Annotated in this window: 16 protein-coding genes; 10 read left to right on the forward strand and 6 right to left on the reverse strand. The window is 67.5% G+C overall.

Annotated elements, in window-relative coordinates; translation table 11 throughout:
- Window positions 1–25: 25 nt before the first annotated feature.
- The gene (locus AS031_RS14605; RefSeq protein ID WP_058268889.1) at window positions 26–754 is read right to left on the reverse strand and encodes a queuosine precursor transporter; all 729 of its coding nucleotides are present in this window, start codon (window positions 752–754) and stop codon (window positions 26–28) included.
- 189 nt (window positions 755–943) lie between these two features.
- On the opposite strand from AS031_RS14605, the gene AS031_RS14610 reads away from it, so the two are divergent.
- The 4 genes from AS031_RS14610 (at window position 944) to AS031_RS14625 (ending at window position 3,928) form a co-directional block, all read left to right on the forward strand.
- Window positions 944–1,600 carry a TetR/AcrR family transcriptional regulator gene (locus AS031_RS14610; protein ID WP_058268890.1) on the forward strand — a complete coding sequence of 219 codons (657 nt, stop codon included), beginning with the start codon at window positions 944–946 and terminating at the stop codon, window positions 1,598–1,600.
- A 72-nt stretch (window positions 1,601–1,672) separates the two neighbouring features.
- Window positions 1,673–2,581: a TIGR01777 family oxidoreductase gene (locus tag AS031_RS14615; protein WP_058269040.1), complete on the forward strand. Its 909-nt coding sequence runs from the start codon at window positions 1,673–1,675 to the stop codon at window positions 2,579–2,581.
- Window positions 2,578–2,982, forward strand: a complete 405-nt coding sequence (locus AS031_RS14620) for a hypothetical protein (RefSeq protein ID WP_058268891.1) — start codon at window positions 2,578–2,580, stop codon at window positions 2,980–2,982. The genes AS031_RS14615 and AS031_RS14620 overlap by 4 nt, the downstream gene beginning before the upstream one ends.
- An 88-nt stretch (window positions 2,983–3,070) precedes the next feature.
- A complete protein-coding gene (locus tag AS031_RS14625) occupies window positions 3,071–3,928 on the forward strand; it encodes a hydroxymethylpyrimidine/phosphomethylpyrimidine kinase (RefSeq protein WP_058268892.1) in 858 nt (285 codons plus the stop codon).
- 27 nt (window positions 3,929–3,955) lie between these two features.
- Here AS031_RS14625 and AS031_RS14630 read toward each other — a convergent pair whose 3' ends face one another.
- The 3 genes from AS031_RS14630 to AS031_RS14640 form a co-directional block, all read right to left on the reverse strand.
- Window positions 3,956–5,704, reverse strand: coding sequence for a pyruvate dehydrogenase (locus AS031_RS14630; RefSeq protein WP_058268893.1), 1,749 nt, complete (start codon window positions 5,702–5,704; stop codon window positions 3,956–3,958).
- Between the two features lie 168 nt (window positions 5,705–5,872).
- On the reverse strand, window positions 5,873–8,329 hold the full coding sequence (locus AS031_RS14635; protein ID WP_058268894.1) for a carboxypeptidase regulatory-like domain-containing protein: 2,457 nt from the start codon (window positions 8,327–8,329) through the stop codon (window positions 5,873–5,875).
- 101 nt (window positions 8,330–8,430) lie between these two features.
- Window positions 8,431–9,030, reverse strand: coding sequence for a TetR/AcrR family transcriptional regulator (locus AS031_RS14640; RefSeq protein ID WP_058268895.1), 600 nt, complete (start codon window positions 9,028–9,030; stop codon window positions 8,431–8,433).
- Window positions 9,031–9,129: 99 nt separating this feature from the next.
- Between AS031_RS14640 and AS031_RS14645 the strand changes: the two genes are divergently transcribed.
- Window positions 9,130–9,411, forward strand: a complete 282-nt coding sequence (locus tag AS031_RS14645; protein ID WP_058268896.1) for a putative antibiotic biosynthesis monooxygenase — start codon at window positions 9,130–9,132, stop codon at window positions 9,409–9,411.
- Between the two features lie 73 nt (window positions 9,412–9,484).
- On the opposite strand, the gene AS031_RS14650 is transcribed toward AS031_RS14645, so the two are convergent.
- The gene (locus tag AS031_RS14650; RefSeq protein ID WP_058269041.1) at window positions 9,485–10,906 is read right to left on the reverse strand and encodes an MFS transporter; all 1,422 of its coding nucleotides are present in this window, start codon (window positions 10,904–10,906) and stop codon (window positions 9,485–9,487) included.
- A gap of 217 nt (window positions 10,907–11,123) precedes the next feature.
- Here AS031_RS14650 and AS031_RS14655 point away from each other — a divergent pair, with 217 nt between their 5' ends.
- The 3 genes from AS031_RS14655 to AS031_RS14665 are packed head-to-tail and all read left to right on the forward strand — an operon-like array spanning window position 11,124 to window position 14,273.
- A complete protein-coding gene (locus AS031_RS14655; RefSeq protein ID WP_058268897.1) occupies window positions 11,124–11,792 on the forward strand; it encodes a response regulator transcription factor in 669 nt (222 codons plus the stop codon).
- On the forward strand, window positions 11,789–13,228 hold the full coding sequence (locus AS031_RS14660) for a sensor histidine kinase (protein WP_058268898.1): 1,440 nt from the start codon (window positions 11,789–11,791) through the stop codon (window positions 13,226–13,228). The genes AS031_RS14655 and AS031_RS14660 overlap by 4 nt, the downstream gene beginning before the upstream one ends.
- Window positions 13,206–14,273, forward strand: a complete 1,068-nt coding sequence (locus AS031_RS14665; protein WP_058269042.1) for a TAXI family TRAP transporter solute-binding subunit — start codon at window positions 13,206–13,208, stop codon at window positions 14,271–14,273. The genes AS031_RS14660 and AS031_RS14665 overlap by 23 nt, the downstream gene beginning before the upstream one ends.
- Before the next feature lie 86 nt (window positions 14,274–14,359).
- On the opposite strand, the gene AS031_RS14670 is transcribed toward AS031_RS14665, so the two are convergent.
- Window positions 14,360–15,844, reverse strand: coding sequence for a helix-turn-helix transcriptional regulator (locus AS031_RS14670; protein ID WP_058268899.1), 1,485 nt, complete (start codon window positions 15,842–15,844; stop codon window positions 14,360–14,362).
- Between the two features lie 176 nt (window positions 15,845–16,020).
- On the opposite strand from AS031_RS14670, the gene aceA reads away from it, so the two are divergent.
- Both aceA and aceB read left to right on the forward strand, forming a co-directional pair.
- Window positions 16,021–17,352 carry an isocitrate lyase gene (gene aceA / locus AS031_RS14675; protein WP_058268900.1) on the forward strand — a complete coding sequence of 444 codons (1,332 nt, stop codon included), beginning with the start codon at window positions 16,021–16,023 and terminating at the stop codon, window positions 17,350–17,352.
- A 103-nt stretch (window positions 17,353–17,455) separates the two neighbouring features.
- Entirely contained in the window at window positions 17,456–19,108 is a 1,653-nt protein-coding gene (gene aceB, locus AS031_RS14680; protein WP_058268901.1) for a malate synthase A, read from the forward strand.
- Window positions 19,109–19,124: the final 16 nt, after the last annotated feature.

The following is a 19,124-nucleotide window of genomic DNA, read 5'->3' on the forward strand; positions in this document are numbered from 1 at the left end:
TTCCAGCGTCCCCGGTGAAATGAGGCTAGGCCGTGGCAACCGCCCCGTAGCTGGGTTCGCGCTTCTTGACCCACCCGATCACCAGGGACGTCACCGGCACGAAGAGGAACTCTACGAGGGTCTTGTAGACGAACCCCACCAGCACGTAGTTGGCGAACATGCCAAAGTCCGTGATGCCGATGACGGACGCTGCGATGCTGCAGAAGATCAGGGTGTCCACGAATTCGCCGGCACCCGAGGACCCCATCAGCCGGGCCCACAGCGACTTTTCGCCGGTACGGGCCTTCATCCTCACCAGGATCCAGGAGTTGATGGTCTGGCCTGCAAGGAACGCCAGCAGCGAGGCCAGCACAATCTGGGGCACCGGTCCCAGCGCCCCCTCCAGGGCGGACTGCTTGGCGGCGCTGTAATCGTCGTCGAACCCGGGAAGGGCAATGATCACCCAGTAGCACAGGGAAGCGAACACGGACAGGGCAAAGGTGGTCACGATGGCCTTCCGCGCCACCTTGAACCCGTAAACCTCGCTGATGACGTCGCCCAGGATATAGGCGAGGGGGAAGAGGAAGAAGCCGCCGTCCGTCACGATCGGGCCGAAGGCCACGCCCTTGGACGCGCCGATGTTGGACAGGATCAACACCACTGCCATCACCGCCAGCATGATGCCGAAGTACGGCGACCCAATGGAGGCGAACTTCGCGGCGGAGTCGGATGGCATGGTTTCGGGCAGGGCGTTCCGGCCGGAGGCAGGGGACATGGGTGTGATCCGTTCAAAGTGGTTCGCTCGGCGGCTGGACTGCTGGCCCGCCGGCTGTATTAGCACTGTCCGTCCCATTCTCCCACTACCGCCCAGGGACCCCCGCCGCCGGCCGGCAGCCCATGCATCTGAACGCGTTCAAAACCGTGGCATACTATTTCTGAACACGTTCAAAACACGGGGGGCAGGATGGCAGTCAAGAGCGAGCAAACCCGCCAAAAGCTGGCCGACACCGCCCTGCACATGTTCCGCGAGATCGGGTTCGAGAAGACCACCATGCGGGCCATCGCTGCGGAGGCCGGGGTATCCGTGGGGAACGCCTACTACTACTTTGCGTCCAAGGACGACCTTGTCCACGAGCTTTATGTCCAGGTCCAGGAGGAGCACGCCGCCACGGCTGCGCTGGCGCTGGAGGGTTCCGGGAGCTTGGGCTCGCGCTTGGGAGCCGTGCTGCACGCCGGCTTGGACGTGATGGCGCCGTACCACGCGTTTGGCGCCGACTTCGTGTCCACGGCCATCCGCCCCACCTCGCCGGTCAATCCCTTCTCGGAGGCTTCAACCCCCGCCCGGGAGGCATCGCTGGCGATTTTCCGGCTGGCGGTTGACGGCGCCCGCCCGGCGGTTCCCCGGAAACTCCGGGCCGACCTGCCGGAGCTGCTGTGGCTCGGCTACATGGGCATCACCCTGTTCTGGGTATACGACACCTCCCCCGGACAGCAGCGCACCCGGCGCCTTGTGGACGGTGCGGCACCGCTGATGGCACGGGGCCTCTCCCTGGCCCGCCTTCCCGGGGCCGCCAAGGTCCTCGATGACATCCTCAGCCTCAGCCGCAGCATTCGCAGCTGAGGCACCGCAGCACAAAACCACCACCACAGCACAGGAAACCAACGCAGCATGAACCAACCAATGGGGGAACAGATGGGCACGACCAAGACCGTGGTGCTGGCCGGAGCTTCGGGCTTTATCGGCAAGTATGTCCGCAAGCGGTTCCGGCAGGACGGCTGGGCGGTGCGGCTCATCGGCTCGGCGTCGGGGACATCCGCCACCGGCTGGGACGACGACGACGCCCTCGTCCGGGTGCTCAACGGCGCCGACCTCCTGGTCAACCTCGCCGGACGCTCAGTGTCCTGCCGCTACAACGCGCGGAACAAGGCGGTGATCCGGGAGTCGCGGGTCCGCACAACCGAGGCTCTTGGCCGTGCCGTGGCGCGCTGCCAGGAGCCGCCGTCGACATGGTTGAACGCCAGCACGGGCACCATCTACCGGGACGCCCGGGACCGGCCGCAGTCGGAGGCGGACGGTGAAACGGGCACCGGTTTTTCGGTGGAGGTGGCCAGCGCCTGGGAGGCTGCCCTGGCGGCCGCAGACACGCCGCGGACCCGGAAGATTCCGTTGCGGATGGCGATCGTGCTGGGCCCCGGCGGGGGTGCGCTGCGCCCGTTCGCGAACCTGGCACGGCTGGGGCTTGGCGGCCACATGGGCGACGGGGACCAGAAGTTCAGCTGGATCCACGTGGAGGACTTGTACCGGAGCCTGCGGTTCCTGCACGCTCGGACCGACATCACCGGCCCGGTCAATGTGGCATCGCCGGATGTGGTGAGCAACCACGAACTGATGCGGCTGGTCCGGCGCGCCTACGGGAAGCGGGTCGGGCTGCCCACCCCCGCGTGGCTCCTCAGGGCCGGCGCCATCCTCATCCGCACCGAAACCGAGCTCGTGCTCAAGAGCCGCTGGGTCATGCCGCAGAAGCTGTTGTCCTCCGGATTCATCTACACGCAGGCCGAACTGGGCGGAGCGCTGAAGCAGATCGCCGGCTCGCGGCCATGACCCGGCCGCGGCGCGTGGTGCTGGACACGCCGGCCCTCGCAGTGGGGACGCTGGTGAGCCTGGTGTGCCTGGCCCTCACCTTGGCGTTCCAGAGCGGCGGGACCTGGTTCCTGCCCATGTTCCTGGCCACGCTCGTGTGGGGAGCCGTGCCCGCCGCGGTCCTGGCATTCTGCTGCGGAGCGCCGCTGGGAATCCTGCTCCATCCCGTGCGCAGCCAGTGGCTGCACGTTGCCGCTTTTGCCGGGCTGGGTGCACTCCTAGGCACCGGCCTCGCCGCGCTGAGGCCATCGCCCGGTTCCGACGCCGGCTTCATGCTGTCCGCGGCACTCATCATGGCCGGCGCCCTGGCTGTCGGCCGCCTGGCGGTCTGGCGGATGGCCCGCGTGGACCCTGCAGGGTAGGCGCTCTTGTGGCGGTGAACACAGCCTTCCCGGCGGCACTGTTCAGCGCCACAAGGCAGCGCACGACGCCGGGTGGCAGGATGGGTGCATGACTTCCGTATCCCCTGACGCAACGCTGTCCGCGGACGCCCCCGCCGTCGTCCTCACCATCGCAGGCTCCGAGGCCACCGGCGGCGCAGGCGCGCAGGCCGATCTGAAGACCTTCCAGGAATTGGGTGTCTTCGGCATCGCCAACCTCACCTGCATTGTGTCCTTTGATCCGAAGGACAGCTGGAACCACCGCTTCGTGCCGGTGGACCAGCAGGTGATCGCCGACCAGCTGGAAGCGACCACCGCGGCGTACGGCCCGGCGTCGGGCGCTCCCTCGGCCCTGGACACGGTGAAGATCGGCATGCTGGGCAGCCCGGCAACGATCAGCACGGTAGCCGGCGCCCTGAAGGAGAACAGCTTCGGCAATGTTGTCCTTGACCCCGTGCTGATCTGCAAGGGCCAGGAGCCCGGCCACGCCCTGGACACGGACCAGGCCCTGAAGGCCCAGATCCTGCCGCTGGCCACGTTCGTGACTCCGAACCACTTCGAAGCAGAGTCCCTGTCCGGCCTGGAGATCACCGACGTTGAATCCCTCAAGGCCGCTGCAGTCCGCATCCACGAACTCAGCGGCGCCGCGGTGCTGGCCAAGGGCGGCGTTCGGCTGGACGGCCCGGACGCTGTCGACGTCTTCTACGACGGCGAGACCCTGGAGGTCCTGAGCGCTCCGAAGGTGGGTGAGGTGGCTGTGTCGGGCGCAGGCTGCTCGCTGGCCGCCGCCGTGACCGCGGAGTTGGCCAAGGGCGCGTCTCCCCTCGACGCAGCGCGGACCGCCAAGGACTTCGTGACCGCCGGCATCCGCAACCGGGTGGCGTCCGGCGCCCCGTTCGACGCCCTGTGGCAGGGCGGCGCCCGCTAGCCCGGACGCCGCCGTGCCGCCGTCGGACTAGCGGCGGGGGATGTTACGCAGGTTGCTGCGGGCCATGCTCACGGCCTCGCCCGCTCCCCTGTTCAGGACCACCTTGGACATCGCGGTGGCGAACCCGATGACCTGCGAACCCGAGATTTTCGGCGGGATGGACAGCGCCTGGGGATCGGTGATGAGCTCCACTAGCGAAGGACCCGGGTGGGCGAAGGCCTCCCGGTACGCGGCCTCGATCTGGGCCGGATCCGTGACCCGGACGGCGTGGAAGCCCAGCGCCTGGGCCACGGCCGCGTAGTTCGCGTCGGGGACGTCCACGCCGAAATCGGGAAGCCCGTCCACCAGCATCTCGAGCTTGACCATGCCCAGCGTGGAGTTGTTGAACACCACCACGTTGACCGGCAGCTTGTAGGCAGCAGCGGTGATAAGTTCGCCCAGCAGCATGGACAGGCCGCCGTCGCCGGACACCGAGATGACCTGGCGGCCGGGGTTGGCCAGCTGGGCGCCGATGGCGTGCGGCAGGGCGTTGGCCATGGAGCCGTGCAGGAAGGACCCGATCAGCCGGCGGGTGCCCAGCGGGTTAATGTACCGGGCCGTCCAGACGTTGCACATGCCGGTGTCCGCGGTGAAGATGGCGTCCTCCGCGGCCACCTGGTCCAGCAGGGACGCCGCATACTCCGGGTGGATGGGCTGTTTCTTTTCGACCTTGCGGGTGTACGCGCCGACGGCCTTGTTCATCAGCCGGTCATGCTTCTTGAGCATCTGGTCCAGGAAGCGCCGGCTCTTCTTGGGTTTGACCAGCGGCAGGAGCGCGCGCAGGGTGGGCAGCACGTCCCCGTGCACGGCGATGTCGACGTCGGTCCGGCGGCCCAGCCGGTGTGCGGCCCGGTCCACCTGCGCTGTCCGGGTGTCCGGCAGGAACTGGTCGTAGGGGAAGTCGGTGCCCAGCAGGACCAGCAGGTCCGCGTCCTCGATGCCCTCGGCGGCGGCGCCGTACCCCAGCAGTCCGGTCATGCCGATGTCGAACGGGTTGTCGTACTGGACGAAGTCCTTGCCGCGCAGGGAGTGGCCCACCGGCGCCTTGGCCAGTTCTGCGAGCGCCATCAATTCGCTATGCGCCCCCTCCACGCCGGCGCCGGCGAAGATCGCCACCTTTCCGGCGTCGTTGATGGCGTCCGCGAGGGCCTGGACGCTGGCAGGGTCCGGGACAAGGCTGGCCGGCCGGAAGGTTGCAGGCAGCGGAGTGGGGCCCGCGGCCTCCAGCCCGGCGATGTCCCCGGGGAGGGTGACGACGGCGACTCCGCCCAGTCCCAGCGCGTGCTGGATGGCGCTGTGCATGACCCGCGGGGCCTGCTCCGCGGTGCTGACGAGTTCCGAGTACACGGAGCATTCGTTGAACAGCCGGTCCGGGTGGGTTTCCTGGAAGAAGCTGCTGCCGATCTGCTTGCTGGGGATGTGGGAGGCGATGGCCAGCACCGGGGCGCCGCTGCGGTTGGCGTCGTACAGGCCGTTGATCAGGTGGAGGTTCCCGGGGCCGCAGGAGCCCGCGCAGACTGCGAGCTTGCCCGTCAGCTGGGCCTCTGCCGCTGCGGCGAACGCTGCCGCTTCCTCGTGCCGCACGTGGATCCAGTCGATGCCGCCTTTCGCCGAGCCGCCTGTTTGCCTGACGGCGTCCACGATGGGGTTGAGGCTGTCCCCCACAATCCCGTAGATCCGCTGCACGCCGGCAGCCTGGAGTTGTTCGATGAGCTGGTTGGCAAGTTCCTTGGCCATGGGTGCAGACTCCCGCGGTGGTGGTGGTGTGCTGACAAGCCCCAATATAGTCCGCACCCCTGGCACCCCCGGCCCGGGGCCGCCGGATACGGCAGTGGATACACGGGTGCCCTGCCCGCCCGGGTGGGCGGACAGGGCACGTGCACCGTCATGGCTGCGCCGGGTGTGTCAGCCGATCAGGCTGGTGGCGGCCGAGTAGCGGGCCAGCGTGGTATATCCGGACTTGGTGCCGGTGACGCGGACCTTGATGGCGGTTCCCTTGTCCGCGGCCACCAGCTTGTAGGTCTGGCCGGTGGCCCCGGTGATGGCGGTGCTGCCGCGGTACCACTGGTAGGCCAGGGTCACCGGAGCGGGTCCCCAGGTGCCGGGGTTGGCCGTCAGGGTGCTTCCCACCGCCTTGGTGCCGGTGATGGTCGGAGTGGGACCGCTCAGCGTCCCGGCAGCCACGGCAGCGGTGGCAGCCGAGGTTTTGGCCGCCGTCGTATATCCGGCCTTGGTGCCGGTGACCCGCACCGTCAGGGTCTTGCCCAGGTCCGCGGCGGCCAACTGATACTTGGCGGCGGTGGCTCCGCTGATGGCCGTCCCGCTGCGGTACCACTGGTAGGCCAGCGTCACCGGAGCCGGACCCCAGGTGCCGGGGTTGGCGGTCAGCGTGCTGCCCACCTTGGCGGTTCCCGTGACGGTGGGCACGGGAGCAGTCAGCGTCCCGGCGACCACTGCAGCGGTGGCAGCGGAGGTCTTGGCCACCGTCGTGTACCCGGCCTTGGTGCCAGTGACGCGGACCGTCATGGTCTTGCCCAGGTCGGCGGCTGCCAGCGGGTACGTTGCCGCGGTGGCGCCGCTGATGGCCGTCCCGCTGCGGAACCACTGGTAGGCCAGCGTCACCGGAGACGGACCCCAAGTGCCGGGGTTGGCGGTCAGCGTGCTGCCCACCTTGGCGGTTCCGGCAATAGTGGGGACCGGCGCCGTCAGGGTGCCCGGCGCTACGGTCACGGTGGCCTGGCCGTAGTAGGGCTGGAGCGGCCAGGCGTGGACGCTGAGGCGGGCGGTGACCTTCTTGCCGGCGTCCGCGGCGGTCAGGGTGAAGGTCCGGGTGTTGGAGCGGTAGTCCGCCACACCATTGACGAACCAGTCGTAGTACGGGCCGAAATCGGGCGTGGGCGTCAGTGTTCCGTGGTCCACAGTGAGGGTGTTGCCGGGGCTGGGGGTTCCGGTGACGGTGAAGGGCTTGGACGCGGTGACGGCTTCAGCCCCAGCCTGCCCGGCGTGCACGATGTCCGTGTGCGGGGCGTACCCGGACTTGGTCCCGGTTACTTTGGCCCAGATGTCGTAGCCGGTGTCCGCGGAGGTGACGGTATAGGTTGCGGCGGTGGCGCCGGTGATGTCCGCTGCCTCCGATCCCTTCGTGCGGTGCCACTGGTAGGTAAGGGTGACGGGTGCCGGTCCCCACACGCCCGGATCTACGGTCAGGGTTTGGCCCGGCTGCGCGGAACCGTAGGCGAAGATGCGGCCCGGAGACAGCGACAGACCCGCAACTTCCAGCTGGAAGTTCGCCTGGACGCGCTGCCCGGCGGCGGTCGCTGTCAGCACGGCGGCCGTGTCCAGGGTGGCTGCGTTGTCGTAGCACTCGGACTTGTAGCGGTACTGCCGGGTTACTCCATAGTCCGTGTCCGAAATGCAGAACTTGTACTTCTTGCCCACCACCATCCGCCAGTAGGCCTTGCCGTTGCCGTCGGTGGTCAGCGGCCCCATCTGGGGTCCGTCCCAGGCGCCCGTGGCATCGTTGTAAACGTAGGGGATGTAGCCCGCTCCGGAGATTGGCGCGCCGGCGGTGTCCGTGACGGTGGCCTCAAGGACGGTCTCGTTCTTGAGGAGGAAGTTGGCGCCCGTCCAGTTGACGCCCGGAGGGACTGTGGCGGCCGTGTAGGTGTCCACGGCCTGAGTGCCGTTCCAGTACTGCTCAAGGTACAGGCGCTTGCCGGAGTCGTCGCGGACACTGATGTAGGCCTGGTTCGGCGGGACCTTGGTCAGCGTGTAGTACCCATTGGCGTCCGGCGCGGTGGTGCGGTATTGGCCCCCGTTTGCGGGCGACGCGGAGATCTCCACTGCCGTGACGGGTTGTCCTGCACTGTTGGTGACGCGGCCGCTCATGGTGCCGTACGCCTCAAGCTGCGGGTTGTAGACAGTGGTGGGCGCGGCGTCGGTGACGGCCAGCGGGGTTGAGTCGTAGGAGCCTGAGGAGTTGCCGTTCCATTCGTCCGCGTAGGTGTCGGCGCATGGGTTGTTTCCGCAGGTGATCCAGATTTTGTAGCTGCCCGCCGCCGGAACCGTGAAGCTGTAGGTTCCATCCGCGGCGGACCAGGCACCCGCCACGAAGGAAGCGTTGGAATCGTTGGTGTAGGCGCCCACCCAGGCATTCCCCAGGACAGCGGGGGTGGCGGTGGCGGTCAGTTTGCCTTTCACTACGCCCTTGAAGGTGTAGGTGGCGGCATGCGCAGGGACGGCACCGGCAAGGAGTGCGGCGGCGAGGAGTACGGCGGCGGCGAGGACGGCCCGGGCCCTGACCCATGCCCCCTGCCGTGGATTTCGGTGTGGTCGTGACAGTGCAGGGCGCGGCAACGGCATGGGTGAGTCCTTTTCCCCCGGAAAGTGACAGTGTGAACCGGTCGGTTCAGGGATATCCTAGGGTCCCGTCCAGGACCGTGCCATGGGGAGTTCTGCCCGGCTTAGGCCGCCGCTGCCGCCTCGTCCAGCAGGGCGCCGGCCATCAGCGTGGCGGTCCGCACTATGAACGCACGACGCCGGGACGCACGGCCGGTGCCGGGGCCCGCCAGGAGCGCGTCGATCTGGGGCAGCACCGGCCAGCCGTCGCAAAGCGTGACCACTGTGATGAGCAGGTCCGCGGCGTCCTCCCGGGCGACGCCGGGCAGCACGTCCATCACCTGGCCCACCTTGATGGCGCAGTGGTCGGTGCGGGTGGCCCTGCTGACGGTTTCGCTGCCGCGTTCCAGTCCCTCCCAGAACACGAGCCGCGGCAGGACGCCGTCGGTGGTGTGCCGGTCGAAGAGCCTGCCCGCGTAGTCGCCGAACGCTTCGGGCCCGGTCCCCTGGATGGGGACCTCGGTCATGACGCGGATCATTTCGGCGGCCAGGACGGCGTCGAACAGTTCATCCTTCTTGCCGAAGTACTGGTAGATGCGCTCCTTGTTGACCCCGGCCGCGGCGGCGATCCGGTCCACCCGCGCACCGGCCAACCCGTTGGCGCTGAACTCCTCCGTGGCGGCAGCCAGCAGGAGTTCCTTGGTGCGTTCCGTGTTCCAGGCCATGGCACCAGTTTACGCAATTCCAACCAACCAGTTGCAATTGCTGCGAGGGCGGCATATCCTCGGTTCACACCAAAAGCAACCATTTAGTTGGAGATTTCCATGGAGACCGCTCCCGGCCCCGCTGTCGTCACCCCGCCTGCCGCTCCCGCGCAGCTTCCGGCTCCGCCGTCCGTGCACGTGCGGGCCGTCATCACCTGGCTGGCGATCTTCCCGCTGGTGGCCGTCGGCATGATGGCCTCCGCACCGTTGACCGAGGGATGGCACCCGGTGCTCAAGGCCCTGGCCCTCACGCTCGTGGTGGTCCCCACCGCCGTCTACCTGGTGGTGCCCCGGATGATGAGGGTTCATTCCTCGTTGATCCGCCGCCGCCCGCAGGCTTGACCGCGCCACGCCTTAAACGGACCGGCGCCCGTTCCCCCAAGCAGGGGACGGGCGCCGGTGCGTCCAGCGGAACTCAGCGGTTGGCAGGCGTGAGGCGGTCGCCGTCGTCGTCTGCCTGCAGCTCTGCGTGCCCGTCCCAGGCGTGGCCCTGCTCCCGGTCCAGGTGCGTGGCCTTCCGGTTCTTGAGCGCGAAGATGTAGACCAGCAGCGAGATACCAATGGCCACCGTGACGTAGGTGAAGAGCAGTTCCACTTGGCCGGCTTTCTGCAGCGCGGCCCCGATCAGCGGAACAGTGCCGCCGAACATCGAGTTGGCCAGCGCGTAGCCCAGTCCCACGCCTAGGGCGCGGATGGAAGCGGGGAACAGCTCGGCCTTCACGAGTGCGTTGATGGAGGTGTAGCCGCCCACGATCAGCAGCCCGCCCATCATCAGCAGGAACGCGACCATGGGGTCCTTGGTGCCGGCCAGTGCGGACATCAGTGGCCAGGTGAACAGGACGCCGGTGATGCCGAACCACAGCAGCAGCGGCTTCCGGCCGATCCTGTCCGAAATCAGGCCGTAGACAGGCTGCAGCAGCATGAAGATGAAGAGGGCCCAGAAGTTGATCACCGAGGTGGTCTCCTTGGGGATGCCGCTGGTGTTGTTCATGAAGCTCAGGATGAAGTTGGTGTACGTGTAGAACGCCACGGTGCCGCCCAGGGTGACGCCGATGCAGACCAGCAGCGCCCTCCAGTGCTTGGTGAAGAGCAGCTTGAGGGTGCCGGGCTGTGCCTCGCCGGAAGCTTTCGCACCGGCAGCGGCTTCCACCTGGCTTGCGGAGACGGTTTCTTCCATGGAGCGACGCAGCCACAGCACCACCAGCGCGGCAACGCCGCCGATGGCGAACGGGATGCGCCAGCCCCACTCGGACAGGGCTTCCTTGCCCAGGGCGTTCTGGAGCACCACCAGCACCAGCAGGGCCAGCATCTGGCCGCCGATCAGGGTGACGTACTGGAAGCTGGAGAAGAAGCCGCGCCGCTTGGCGGTGGCGGCCTCGGACATGTACGTGGCACTGGTGCCGTACTCGCCGCCCACGGAGAAGCCCTGCACCAGGCGCGCCAGCACCAGCAGGACCAGGGCCCAGACGCCGATGACGTCCTTGGTGGGCAGGATGGCGATGAAGAAGGAGCCGGCGGACATCATGGTCACGCTCAGCGTCAAGGCAGCCTTGCGGCCCTTGCGGTCCGCGAACCGGCCGAAGAACCAGCTGCCGATGGGCCGCATCAGGAAGGTGACGGCAAAGACGGCCATGCCTTCGAGGGCACCCTGCAGCGGGTCCTTGGAGTTGAAGAAGTGGGGCTGGAAGTAGGCCAGGAACGCCGTGTAGATGTAGACGTCGTACCACTCCACCAGGTTGCCCGCGGAACCCTTGAGGATGTTGCCCACTGCCCGGCGGGTCTGTGCCGCCTCGGACCCGGCTGCCCCCTTAAGCGGCGCTGCTTGTTCGGTGCTCATCATGAACCTTCCTTGGTGTGACGGTCTCCCGGATGCGCGGAGGACCTCCACCAAACTATGGGTGATCCACGGCACAGCCAACGCGGCGGCAGGTTTCCTAACACTTCCTTAGGAATCCGGTCTTTTCCCGGCGGGCAGGCGGTTGGTCCCCGCCAGGCGGTAATCTCCAAAGGCGGGGAAAGTCGCCCGCACGGCCCCGCAGACAAGGAATACCGCCATGGAAGTGCTGATCGTCGAGGACGACGACGCCATGGCCGATGCCCTGACGGCCGGAGTAGCCACTGCCGGCCACAGGGCCACAAGGGTGGCACGGGGCGCGGATGCACTGCTGGTGCACCGGGATTTCGAAGTGATCCTGCTGGACCTCGGGCTGCCGGACATGGACGGGCTGGAGGTGCTCCGGAAGCTCCGCCAGATCACCGATTGCCCCATCCTCATCCTCACGGCCCGCGACGACGAACGCAGCGTGGTGCTCGGTCTGCGGTCCGGCGCGGACGACTACCTGGTCAAACCCGTCAAACTGGTAGAGCTGCTGGCCCGGATCGAGGCGGTCGCCCGACGCGCCGGACGCAGCACCGGCAACCTTCCGGACAGCATTGTCCTGGGTGACCTCGGCATAGACCTTGGCAGGCGCATCGCCGCCAGGAACGGCGAAGTCCTCCCGCTGACGGCCACTGAGTTCGAACTGCTCGCCCTCCTGGCCCGGCATGCCGGCTCCGTGGTGACGCGGGAACAGATCCTGGATGCGCTCTGGGGGGATGCCTTCCTGGCGTCCTCCCGTTCGCTGGACGTGCACCTGACCGGGCTGCGGGCCAAACTGCAGAAGCCCGGTTTCATCATCAATGTCCGCGGCGTGGGCTACCGGGTGGAGGCTGATCCGGCGTGAGGCTGCGGGTGCTCGGCGTCCTCAGCGTGCTCTGCCTGGCGGTGGTGTTCCTGGTGTCCGGCACCATCCTGTCCTCCGCCGCGCGGGAGCTTACCCAGGAGGTCCAGATCAACCGGGCGGCGTCGCTGAACCGCCTGGCCCAGGTGGCGTTCGATGCCGCCGGAGACGGCGACACTGCGCGGCTGCAGCGCGAGATGAACACCTATTCGGCCCTGTACGCCGAAGGCATCGTGGTCCGCATGCAGCAGGAAACCCTCAGCTCCGGCGGCCTCAGCGCTGACCGGCCGGACGTGCGGGATGCGTTGTCGCTGGCCCGGCTGAACGTGAACGGCACCTCCCTGGCCCCGCTGGAGCCGCTCGGTTCAGGTTCGGACGTCATGTTCCGCTCGTTCGGCAGCGCCAACCAGGTGCTCGGCGGAGTGGTGCTGGACGTGAACCTCGACGCCGCCCGCGCCAAGCTGCAGCAGCGCTGGCTCGTGGTGGCGGCAGCCGCCGTCGCGCTCGCTGCGGTCCTGCTGCTCGCCGCCGCCCGGGTGACAGGATGGGTGCTGCGCCCCGTCCTGAGGCTGAATTCGGCCGTGACCGAGCTGGGCCGGACCGGACGTGCCGGCCGCCTTCCAGAGGACGGGCCGCCCGAGCTTCGTGAGCTGAGCCGGTCCTTCAGCGCCATGGCCCGCACCGTCAGCGACAGCATCGAGTCGCAGCGGCAACTGATTGCCGATACGTCCCACCAGCTCAGGAATCCCATCGGTGCGCTCCGCCTGCGGCTGGACATCCTCCAGCTTGAACTGAAAACGGAGCGGGAGCACGACGCAGCGGCCAGCGTGGTGGCAGAGCTCGAGCGGGTCGAGGAGATCCTGGACGATGTCCTGAAGCTCGCAGCCGCCGAGCACCGCGTGAGCGAGGACGCCGTCCGGGCGTTCAACAGCCCGGACGCCAGGCCCGTGGCCGGGCCCATCGACCCCTACCCGGTCCTGCAGGGCGAAGTGGAGCGGGCGGCTCCGGCGGCCGAACGCTCCGGCGTGCGGCTGGTCCTCGCTCCCCCACCGCGTCCTGTCCTGGTGGCCTGCGAACCGGCTGAACTTGCCCAGATGGCCGGGGAGCTGCTTGGCAACGCCGTGAAATATGCGCCGGGAGCCACTGTCACCGCCGCCGTCCGGCAGGAGCAGGGACTGGTGACGGTGGAGATTTCCGACGACGGCCCGGGGCTTTCGGCAGCGGAGCTCGCCCAGGCGCCGGGCAGGTTCTGGCGGGCCCCGAAGCACGCGGCGGTGCGGGGAACGGGGCTGGGCATGACGATCGTGGGTGAACTGGCGGCGGCGAACGGGGGCCGGCTGGTCCTGGACACAGCGTCGCCGCATGGCCTTCGGGCCCGCCTGCAGTTCCCGGCCCAACCTGTGGACGGCAGCGCACATGGTGGTGGCACGCGTGCGTGAGTCAGGCGCGTCGGTGACACCCGGCCAGGCGGCTCTTTCCAGGCGGGCCCTGCTCAGGGCGGGGGCAGGCTTGGCAGCCGTGGCGCTGCTCCCATCCGGGCTGGCCGCCTGCAGCGGGAGCAGGCCGGAGCTGTTGACCGTTGCCGGCGGCGAAACGGGGGGCTTCTACCTCGAGTTCTCCACCCTCCTGGCCGCTGCCCTGGAACGCCACGGCGTGGCGCAGCGGGCCGTGGCCGTGCCCACCGGCGGCAGCCTGGACAACCTGGCCCAGCTAAGGGAAGGGAAAGCCACGTTTGCCGTGTCCCTGGCCGATGCCGTGGCCGAACCGGACAATCCGGGCGACCGGGCCGGGCAAAGCCAGGCTCCCGGGACCTCCGGCCAGGCGGAGCTGGCCGCCCTTGGCAAGGTCTACGAAAACTACGTCCACTGCATAGTGCGGCGCGGCAGCGGCATCACCGGCCTTACCCAGTTGTCCGGCCGTACGGTCGCCATCGGCCAGCCGGGCTCGGGGACCTCCCTCACCACGCCCAGGCTGCTGGCGGCAGCGGGCCTGGGTACCTCGGCGGCGGGCGGACCCGCAGCGCCGGGCAGTGTCGCCGTCGTCAGCCTTGGCTTGAATGACGGCCTTGCCGCGTTGAAGACGGGCGGCGTGGACGCCCTCTTCTGGTCCGGCGGCGTGCCTACGGCCGCCATCACCGCCGCGCAGCAGGATGTGGCGCTGGCACTGCTGGACCTCTCGTCGCTGCTGCCGGAGCTGCGGAGCCGGTACGGGTCCCAGTACGACCGCGTGTTCATCCCGGCGGGAAGCTACCCGGGGGTTCCGGCGGTGTGGACCGTGGGCGCCGCCAACCTGCTGCTGTGCCGCGCGGACCTTGACGCCGGGACCGTGGAACGCACCGTCCAGCTTCTGGTGAACCATGCGGGCGACCTGATCCCGCAGTCCAGCCTGGGCGTTCAATTCCTCAGCCCGGAGACCCTGATCAACACCGCAGGCGTGCCTCTGCACCCTGCTGCCGCGGACGCCTACCGGGCGCTCCACGGCTAGTCACGCCCGCTCACCTAAAGGCGGCTCTCCCACCGACGCGCGCTCCCCCGTGGCGGCTCACGCACAAGCGCCGGCCGGTGACCGGCTCAGTTCCCCGAGTGGGCCTGCAGGAAGCTGTACACCTCAGTTTCGTCCACGCCGGGGAAAGCGCCGGGCGGCATGGCCGCGAGCAAGTGCGAGTGTGCCCGCGCCGAGGGCCAGGCGTTGCCGGCCCATTCGTTGGTCAGCTCAGCCGGCGGACGTTTGCAGCAGGTGGGGTCTGGGCAGTTTGAGGTGGCCCGGGCGGTAGTTTCCCGCCCCCGGAACCACTTCACGTGCTGGTACGGCACGCCGATGCTCAGGGAGAACTGGCCGGTCGCCGAGCGTTCCGTGCGCGCGGTGCACCAATACGTGCCGGACGGCGTATCCGTGTACTGGCTGTAGGCACTGAACTTGTCCGGCACATCGAAGACGGCCCGGGACGTCCAGGCTTTGCACGACGGCTGGCCCTCAATGGCGCCGGTATGGTCCTGCGGGAAGTTCACGCCGTCGTTCTCGTAGGCCTTGTAGATGATGCCGCTCTGGTGCGTCTTCTGGAAATGGGTGGTGATGCCCAGGTGCTTTGTGGCCAGGTTGGTGAAACGGTGCGCCGCGGTCTCGTAGGACACAGCGAAGGCATCACGGATGTCCTCGACCGCAATTTCCTTGGCCGCTTTGGCTTTTTGCAGAAATTCCACAGTGGCCTGTTCCGGGAGCAGCAGCGCTGCAGCGAAATAGTTGGTGGCCACGCGCTGGGCCAGGAAGTCCCCGTAGTTCTTGGGGGTCTCGTGCCCCAGGACGTAGTGGCCCAGCGCCTGCAGCAGCACCGACCGCGGGTCATGGTCCTGCCGCTGGCTCTGCGTCAGGTAAATTCTGCGGTTCTTCAAATCGGTAACGGACCGGGTTGAATGCGGCAGATCAGACACGTGGTACAGGGTGAAACCCAGGTGCGCGGCGATGTCCGCGATGACGTGCTGGCTCAGCGGACCGGTGGTGTAACCCACCTCCTTGAGGACCTTCTGCGCCTCGGCCTCATACTCCGGGAAGTAGTTGCCGCGCTCCCGCATCATGGCCCGCAGTTCGCCGTTGGCACGGCGGGCTTCCTCGGGTGTGGCCACCTGCTCGTTCATCTTCCGCTCAAGCTCATGGAGCAGCCCCACCTGGGCCTCGAGGACATCCAGCGGAAGCCGTGAACTGATGCGGATTTTCGGCAGGTTGAGGGACTCGTAGAGCGGTCCGCGCTGGTACCGTTCCAGCTCGATCTCCAGGGCGGCCCGGCGGCTGGGCGGCTCTGCCCCAAGCAGCTGGTCGATGCTGACACCGAGCGCTGAGGCGAGGTGCTGCAGCAGGGTCAGCTTGGGTTCGCGCTTGCCGTTCTCAATCAGGCTCAGCTGGCTGGGAGCGGTTCCGACGGCGGCACTCAGGTCATCGAGCGTCAGCCCGGCTTGCTTGCGGAGATGGCGGACGCGGCGGCCCAGGGCGATGACGTCGAGTTCGGGGGCGGCGGCCGACGGCGGCTGCAGGATGTCCCGGTTCCAGCTTGAAGGCGACATTTCTGAAGAATACGTGAAGAAGTGCGTTTCTTTCCAGAGGTTTTATCTGGAAAGGGGGTTGAAAGTGCTGAAAAGTAGTTGTCACGGAAAGAAACACCGCACCGGATAAGCCGGTGGGAACCTCAACGGCGCGGTTCCCACCTACTCCCTCCGGAGCTCAATCAAGGAGATCAACGATGACTGCAGCATTTGAGCCCACCTCGCAGACGCCTGAAGAGCAGGCCGCCGCCCTGGAGCTCGAGTGGGCCGCCAACCCCCGCTGGGAAGGTGTGACCCGGGACTACTCAGCCTCCGACGTCGTCCGTCTTCGCGGCCGTGTCTCCGAGGAACACACGCTGGCCCGCCGGGGTTCGGAAAAGCTGTGGAAGCAGCTCACGGAGGAACACAAGACCGGCGGCTACACCAACGCCCTTGGCGCCCTCACCGGTAACCAGGCCGTCCAGCAGGTCAAAGCAGGCCTCCGTGCCATCTACCTCTCCGGCTGGCAGGTTGCCGCGGACGCCAACAACTCCGGCCACACCTACCCGGACCAGTCCCTCTACCCGGCCAACTCGGTCCCCACCGTGGTCCGCCGGATCAACAACGCCCTGCTCCGCGCCGACCAGATCGAGTTCTCCGAAGGCATCCAGACCGTCGAGGACTGGCTCGTGCCGATCGTTGCCGACGCAGAGGCCGGCTTCGGCGGCCCGCTGAACGCCTACGAGCTCATGAAGTCAATGATCCAGGCCGGCGCCTCCGGCGTTCACTGGGAGGACCAGCTCGCCTCGGAAAAGAAGTGCGGCCACCTCGGCGGCAAGGTCCTGATCCCCACCCAGCAGCACGTGCGCACCCTGAACGCCGCCCGGCTCGCGGCTGACGTTGCCGGCACCCCCACCGTCGTCATTGCCCGCACCGACGCCGAGGCCGCCACCCTGATCACCTCAGACGTGGACGAGCGCGACCAGGAATTCATCCTCCGCGAAGGGGGACAGCCGGTCCGCACCGCCGAGGGCTTCTACAAGGTCCGCAACGGCATCGAACCCTGCATCGCCCGGGCCAAGGCCTACGCCCCGTACTCGGACCTGATCTGGATGGAGACCGGCACCCCGGACCTTGAGCTGGCGCGCAAGTTCGCCGAATCCGTCAAGGCCGAGTTCCCGGACCAGATGCTCTCCTACAACTGCTCGCCGTCGTTCAACTGGCGCAAGCACCTGGACGACGACACGATCGCCAAGTTCCAGCGTGAACTCGGAGCCATGGGCTTCACGTTCCAGTTCATCACCCTGGCCGGCTTCCACGCCCTGAACTACTCGATGTTCGACCTCGCCCACGGCTACGCCCGCAACGGCATGAGCGCCTACGTTGAACTCCAGGAAAAGGAATTCGCCTCCGAATCCCGCGGCTACACCGCAACCAAGCACCAGCGCGAAGTCGGCACCGGCTACTTCGACACCATCTCCACGGCGCTCAACCCCAACGCGTCCACTCTCGCCCTCGTGGGATCCACCGAAGAGGGCCAGTTCCACTAAAACCCATACTTTCCCGCTCGTTGCTCTATCACTTTGGGGCCCTAAAAGTCCTGTTTGGGTACCAAAAGTGATAGAGCAACGAGGGTTTTCAAGGAGAACTCCCATGAACCGCTTTACTGACTCATTCACGATCAACGGCATCACCATGACGGCGCAGCCCATTTGCCGGCAGGATGAGGTGCTGACGCCGGACGCGCTGGCGTTCATCGCCAAACTGCACCGCGCCACAGCGGAGCGCAGGCAGGAACTGCTGCAGGCGCGGCGGGCACGGCGCGCCGATATCGCCGCAGGCCAGGATCCCCGGTTCCTCCGGGAGACCGAGCACATCCGCAACGACCCGTCCTGGCGCGTCGCTCCCCCCGCACCCGGCCTGGAGGACCGCCGCGTTGAGATCACCGGCCCGGTGGACAAGAAGATGACCATTAATGCCTTGAACTCCGGCGCCAAGGTCTGGCTCGCGGACATGGAAGACTCCTCCACCCCCACCTGGCGCAACGTCATCAAGGGCCAGCTCAACCTCACCGATGCCCTGGAACGCCGGATCGACTTCACCACGGACGAGGGCAAGGAGTACAAGCTCAAGCCCGCCGGCGAACTGCCCACCATCGTGGTCCGCCCCCGCGGCTGGCACCTCCCGGAGAAGCATATGCTCATCGACGGCGAACCCATCGCCGGCGGCATCGTGGACTTTGGCCTGTTCTTCTTCCACAACGCCCGACGCCTCCTGGCGCAGGGTAAAGGCCCCTACTTCTACCTGCCCAAGATTGAGAACCACCTCGAAGCCCGGCTCTGGAACGACATCTTCATCCTGGCCCAGGACCTGCTCGGCATCCCGCAGGGCACCATCCGGGCCACGGTGCTGATCGAGACCATCACGGCCGCCTTCGAGATGGAGGAGATCCTTTACGAACTGCGCGACCACGCCTCGGGCCTGAACGCCGGCCGATGGGACTACATCTTCTCCATCATCAAGAACTTCCGCACCCGTGGTCCCCGGTTCGTGATGCCGGACCGCGGCCAGGTGACCATGACCGCCCCCTTCATGCGCTCCTACACCGAGCAGCTGGTCCGGGCCTGCCACCGGCGCGGCGCCATGGCCATCGGCGGCATGGCTGCGGCCGTCCCCAACCGCAAGGATCCGGAAGCCAACGCCAACGCCCTGGAGAAGGTCCGCGCCGACAAGACCCGCGAGGCCAACGACGGCTTTGACGGTTCCTGGGTTGCCCACCCGGACCTGGTGCCCATCTGCCGCGACGTTTTCGATTCAGTCCTTGGCGAGCGCCCCAACCAGCTCGGCAAGCTGCGCGAGGACGTCACCCCGGACGACCGCGCCCTGATCGACGTTGCTTCCCTGCACGGCACCATCACCGAGCAGGGCATCCGGAACAACATCGAAGTGGGCATCCGGTACATCGAGTCCTGGCTGCGGGGCAACGGGGCGGTGGCCATCCACAACCTGATGGAGGACGCCGCCACCGCCGAGATCTCGCGCTCCCAGCTGTGGCAGTGGATCTACGCCCGTGCCATCACGGACCACGGCGAGATCGTCAGCCACGAATGGGTGGAAGAGCTGCTGGATGAGGAGTTCGCACGGCTGGAACGCTTTGACGGCGACCGGTTCGAGGATGCCCGCGACATCTTTGAGGAAGTCACCCTCGCCCGTGATTTCCCGTCCTTCCTGACCCTTCCCGCCTACGCCCGCTACCTCACCGAAGCCCGCGAAAAGGCCACCGTCGAGGAACTCGCCGCGGCCTGACCGGGAGCCACCGCAA

Source organism: Pseudarthrobacter enclensis (assembly GCF_001457025.1).
GTDB lineage: Bacteria > Actinomycetota > Actinomycetes > Actinomycetales > Micrococcaceae > Arthrobacter > Arthrobacter enclensis.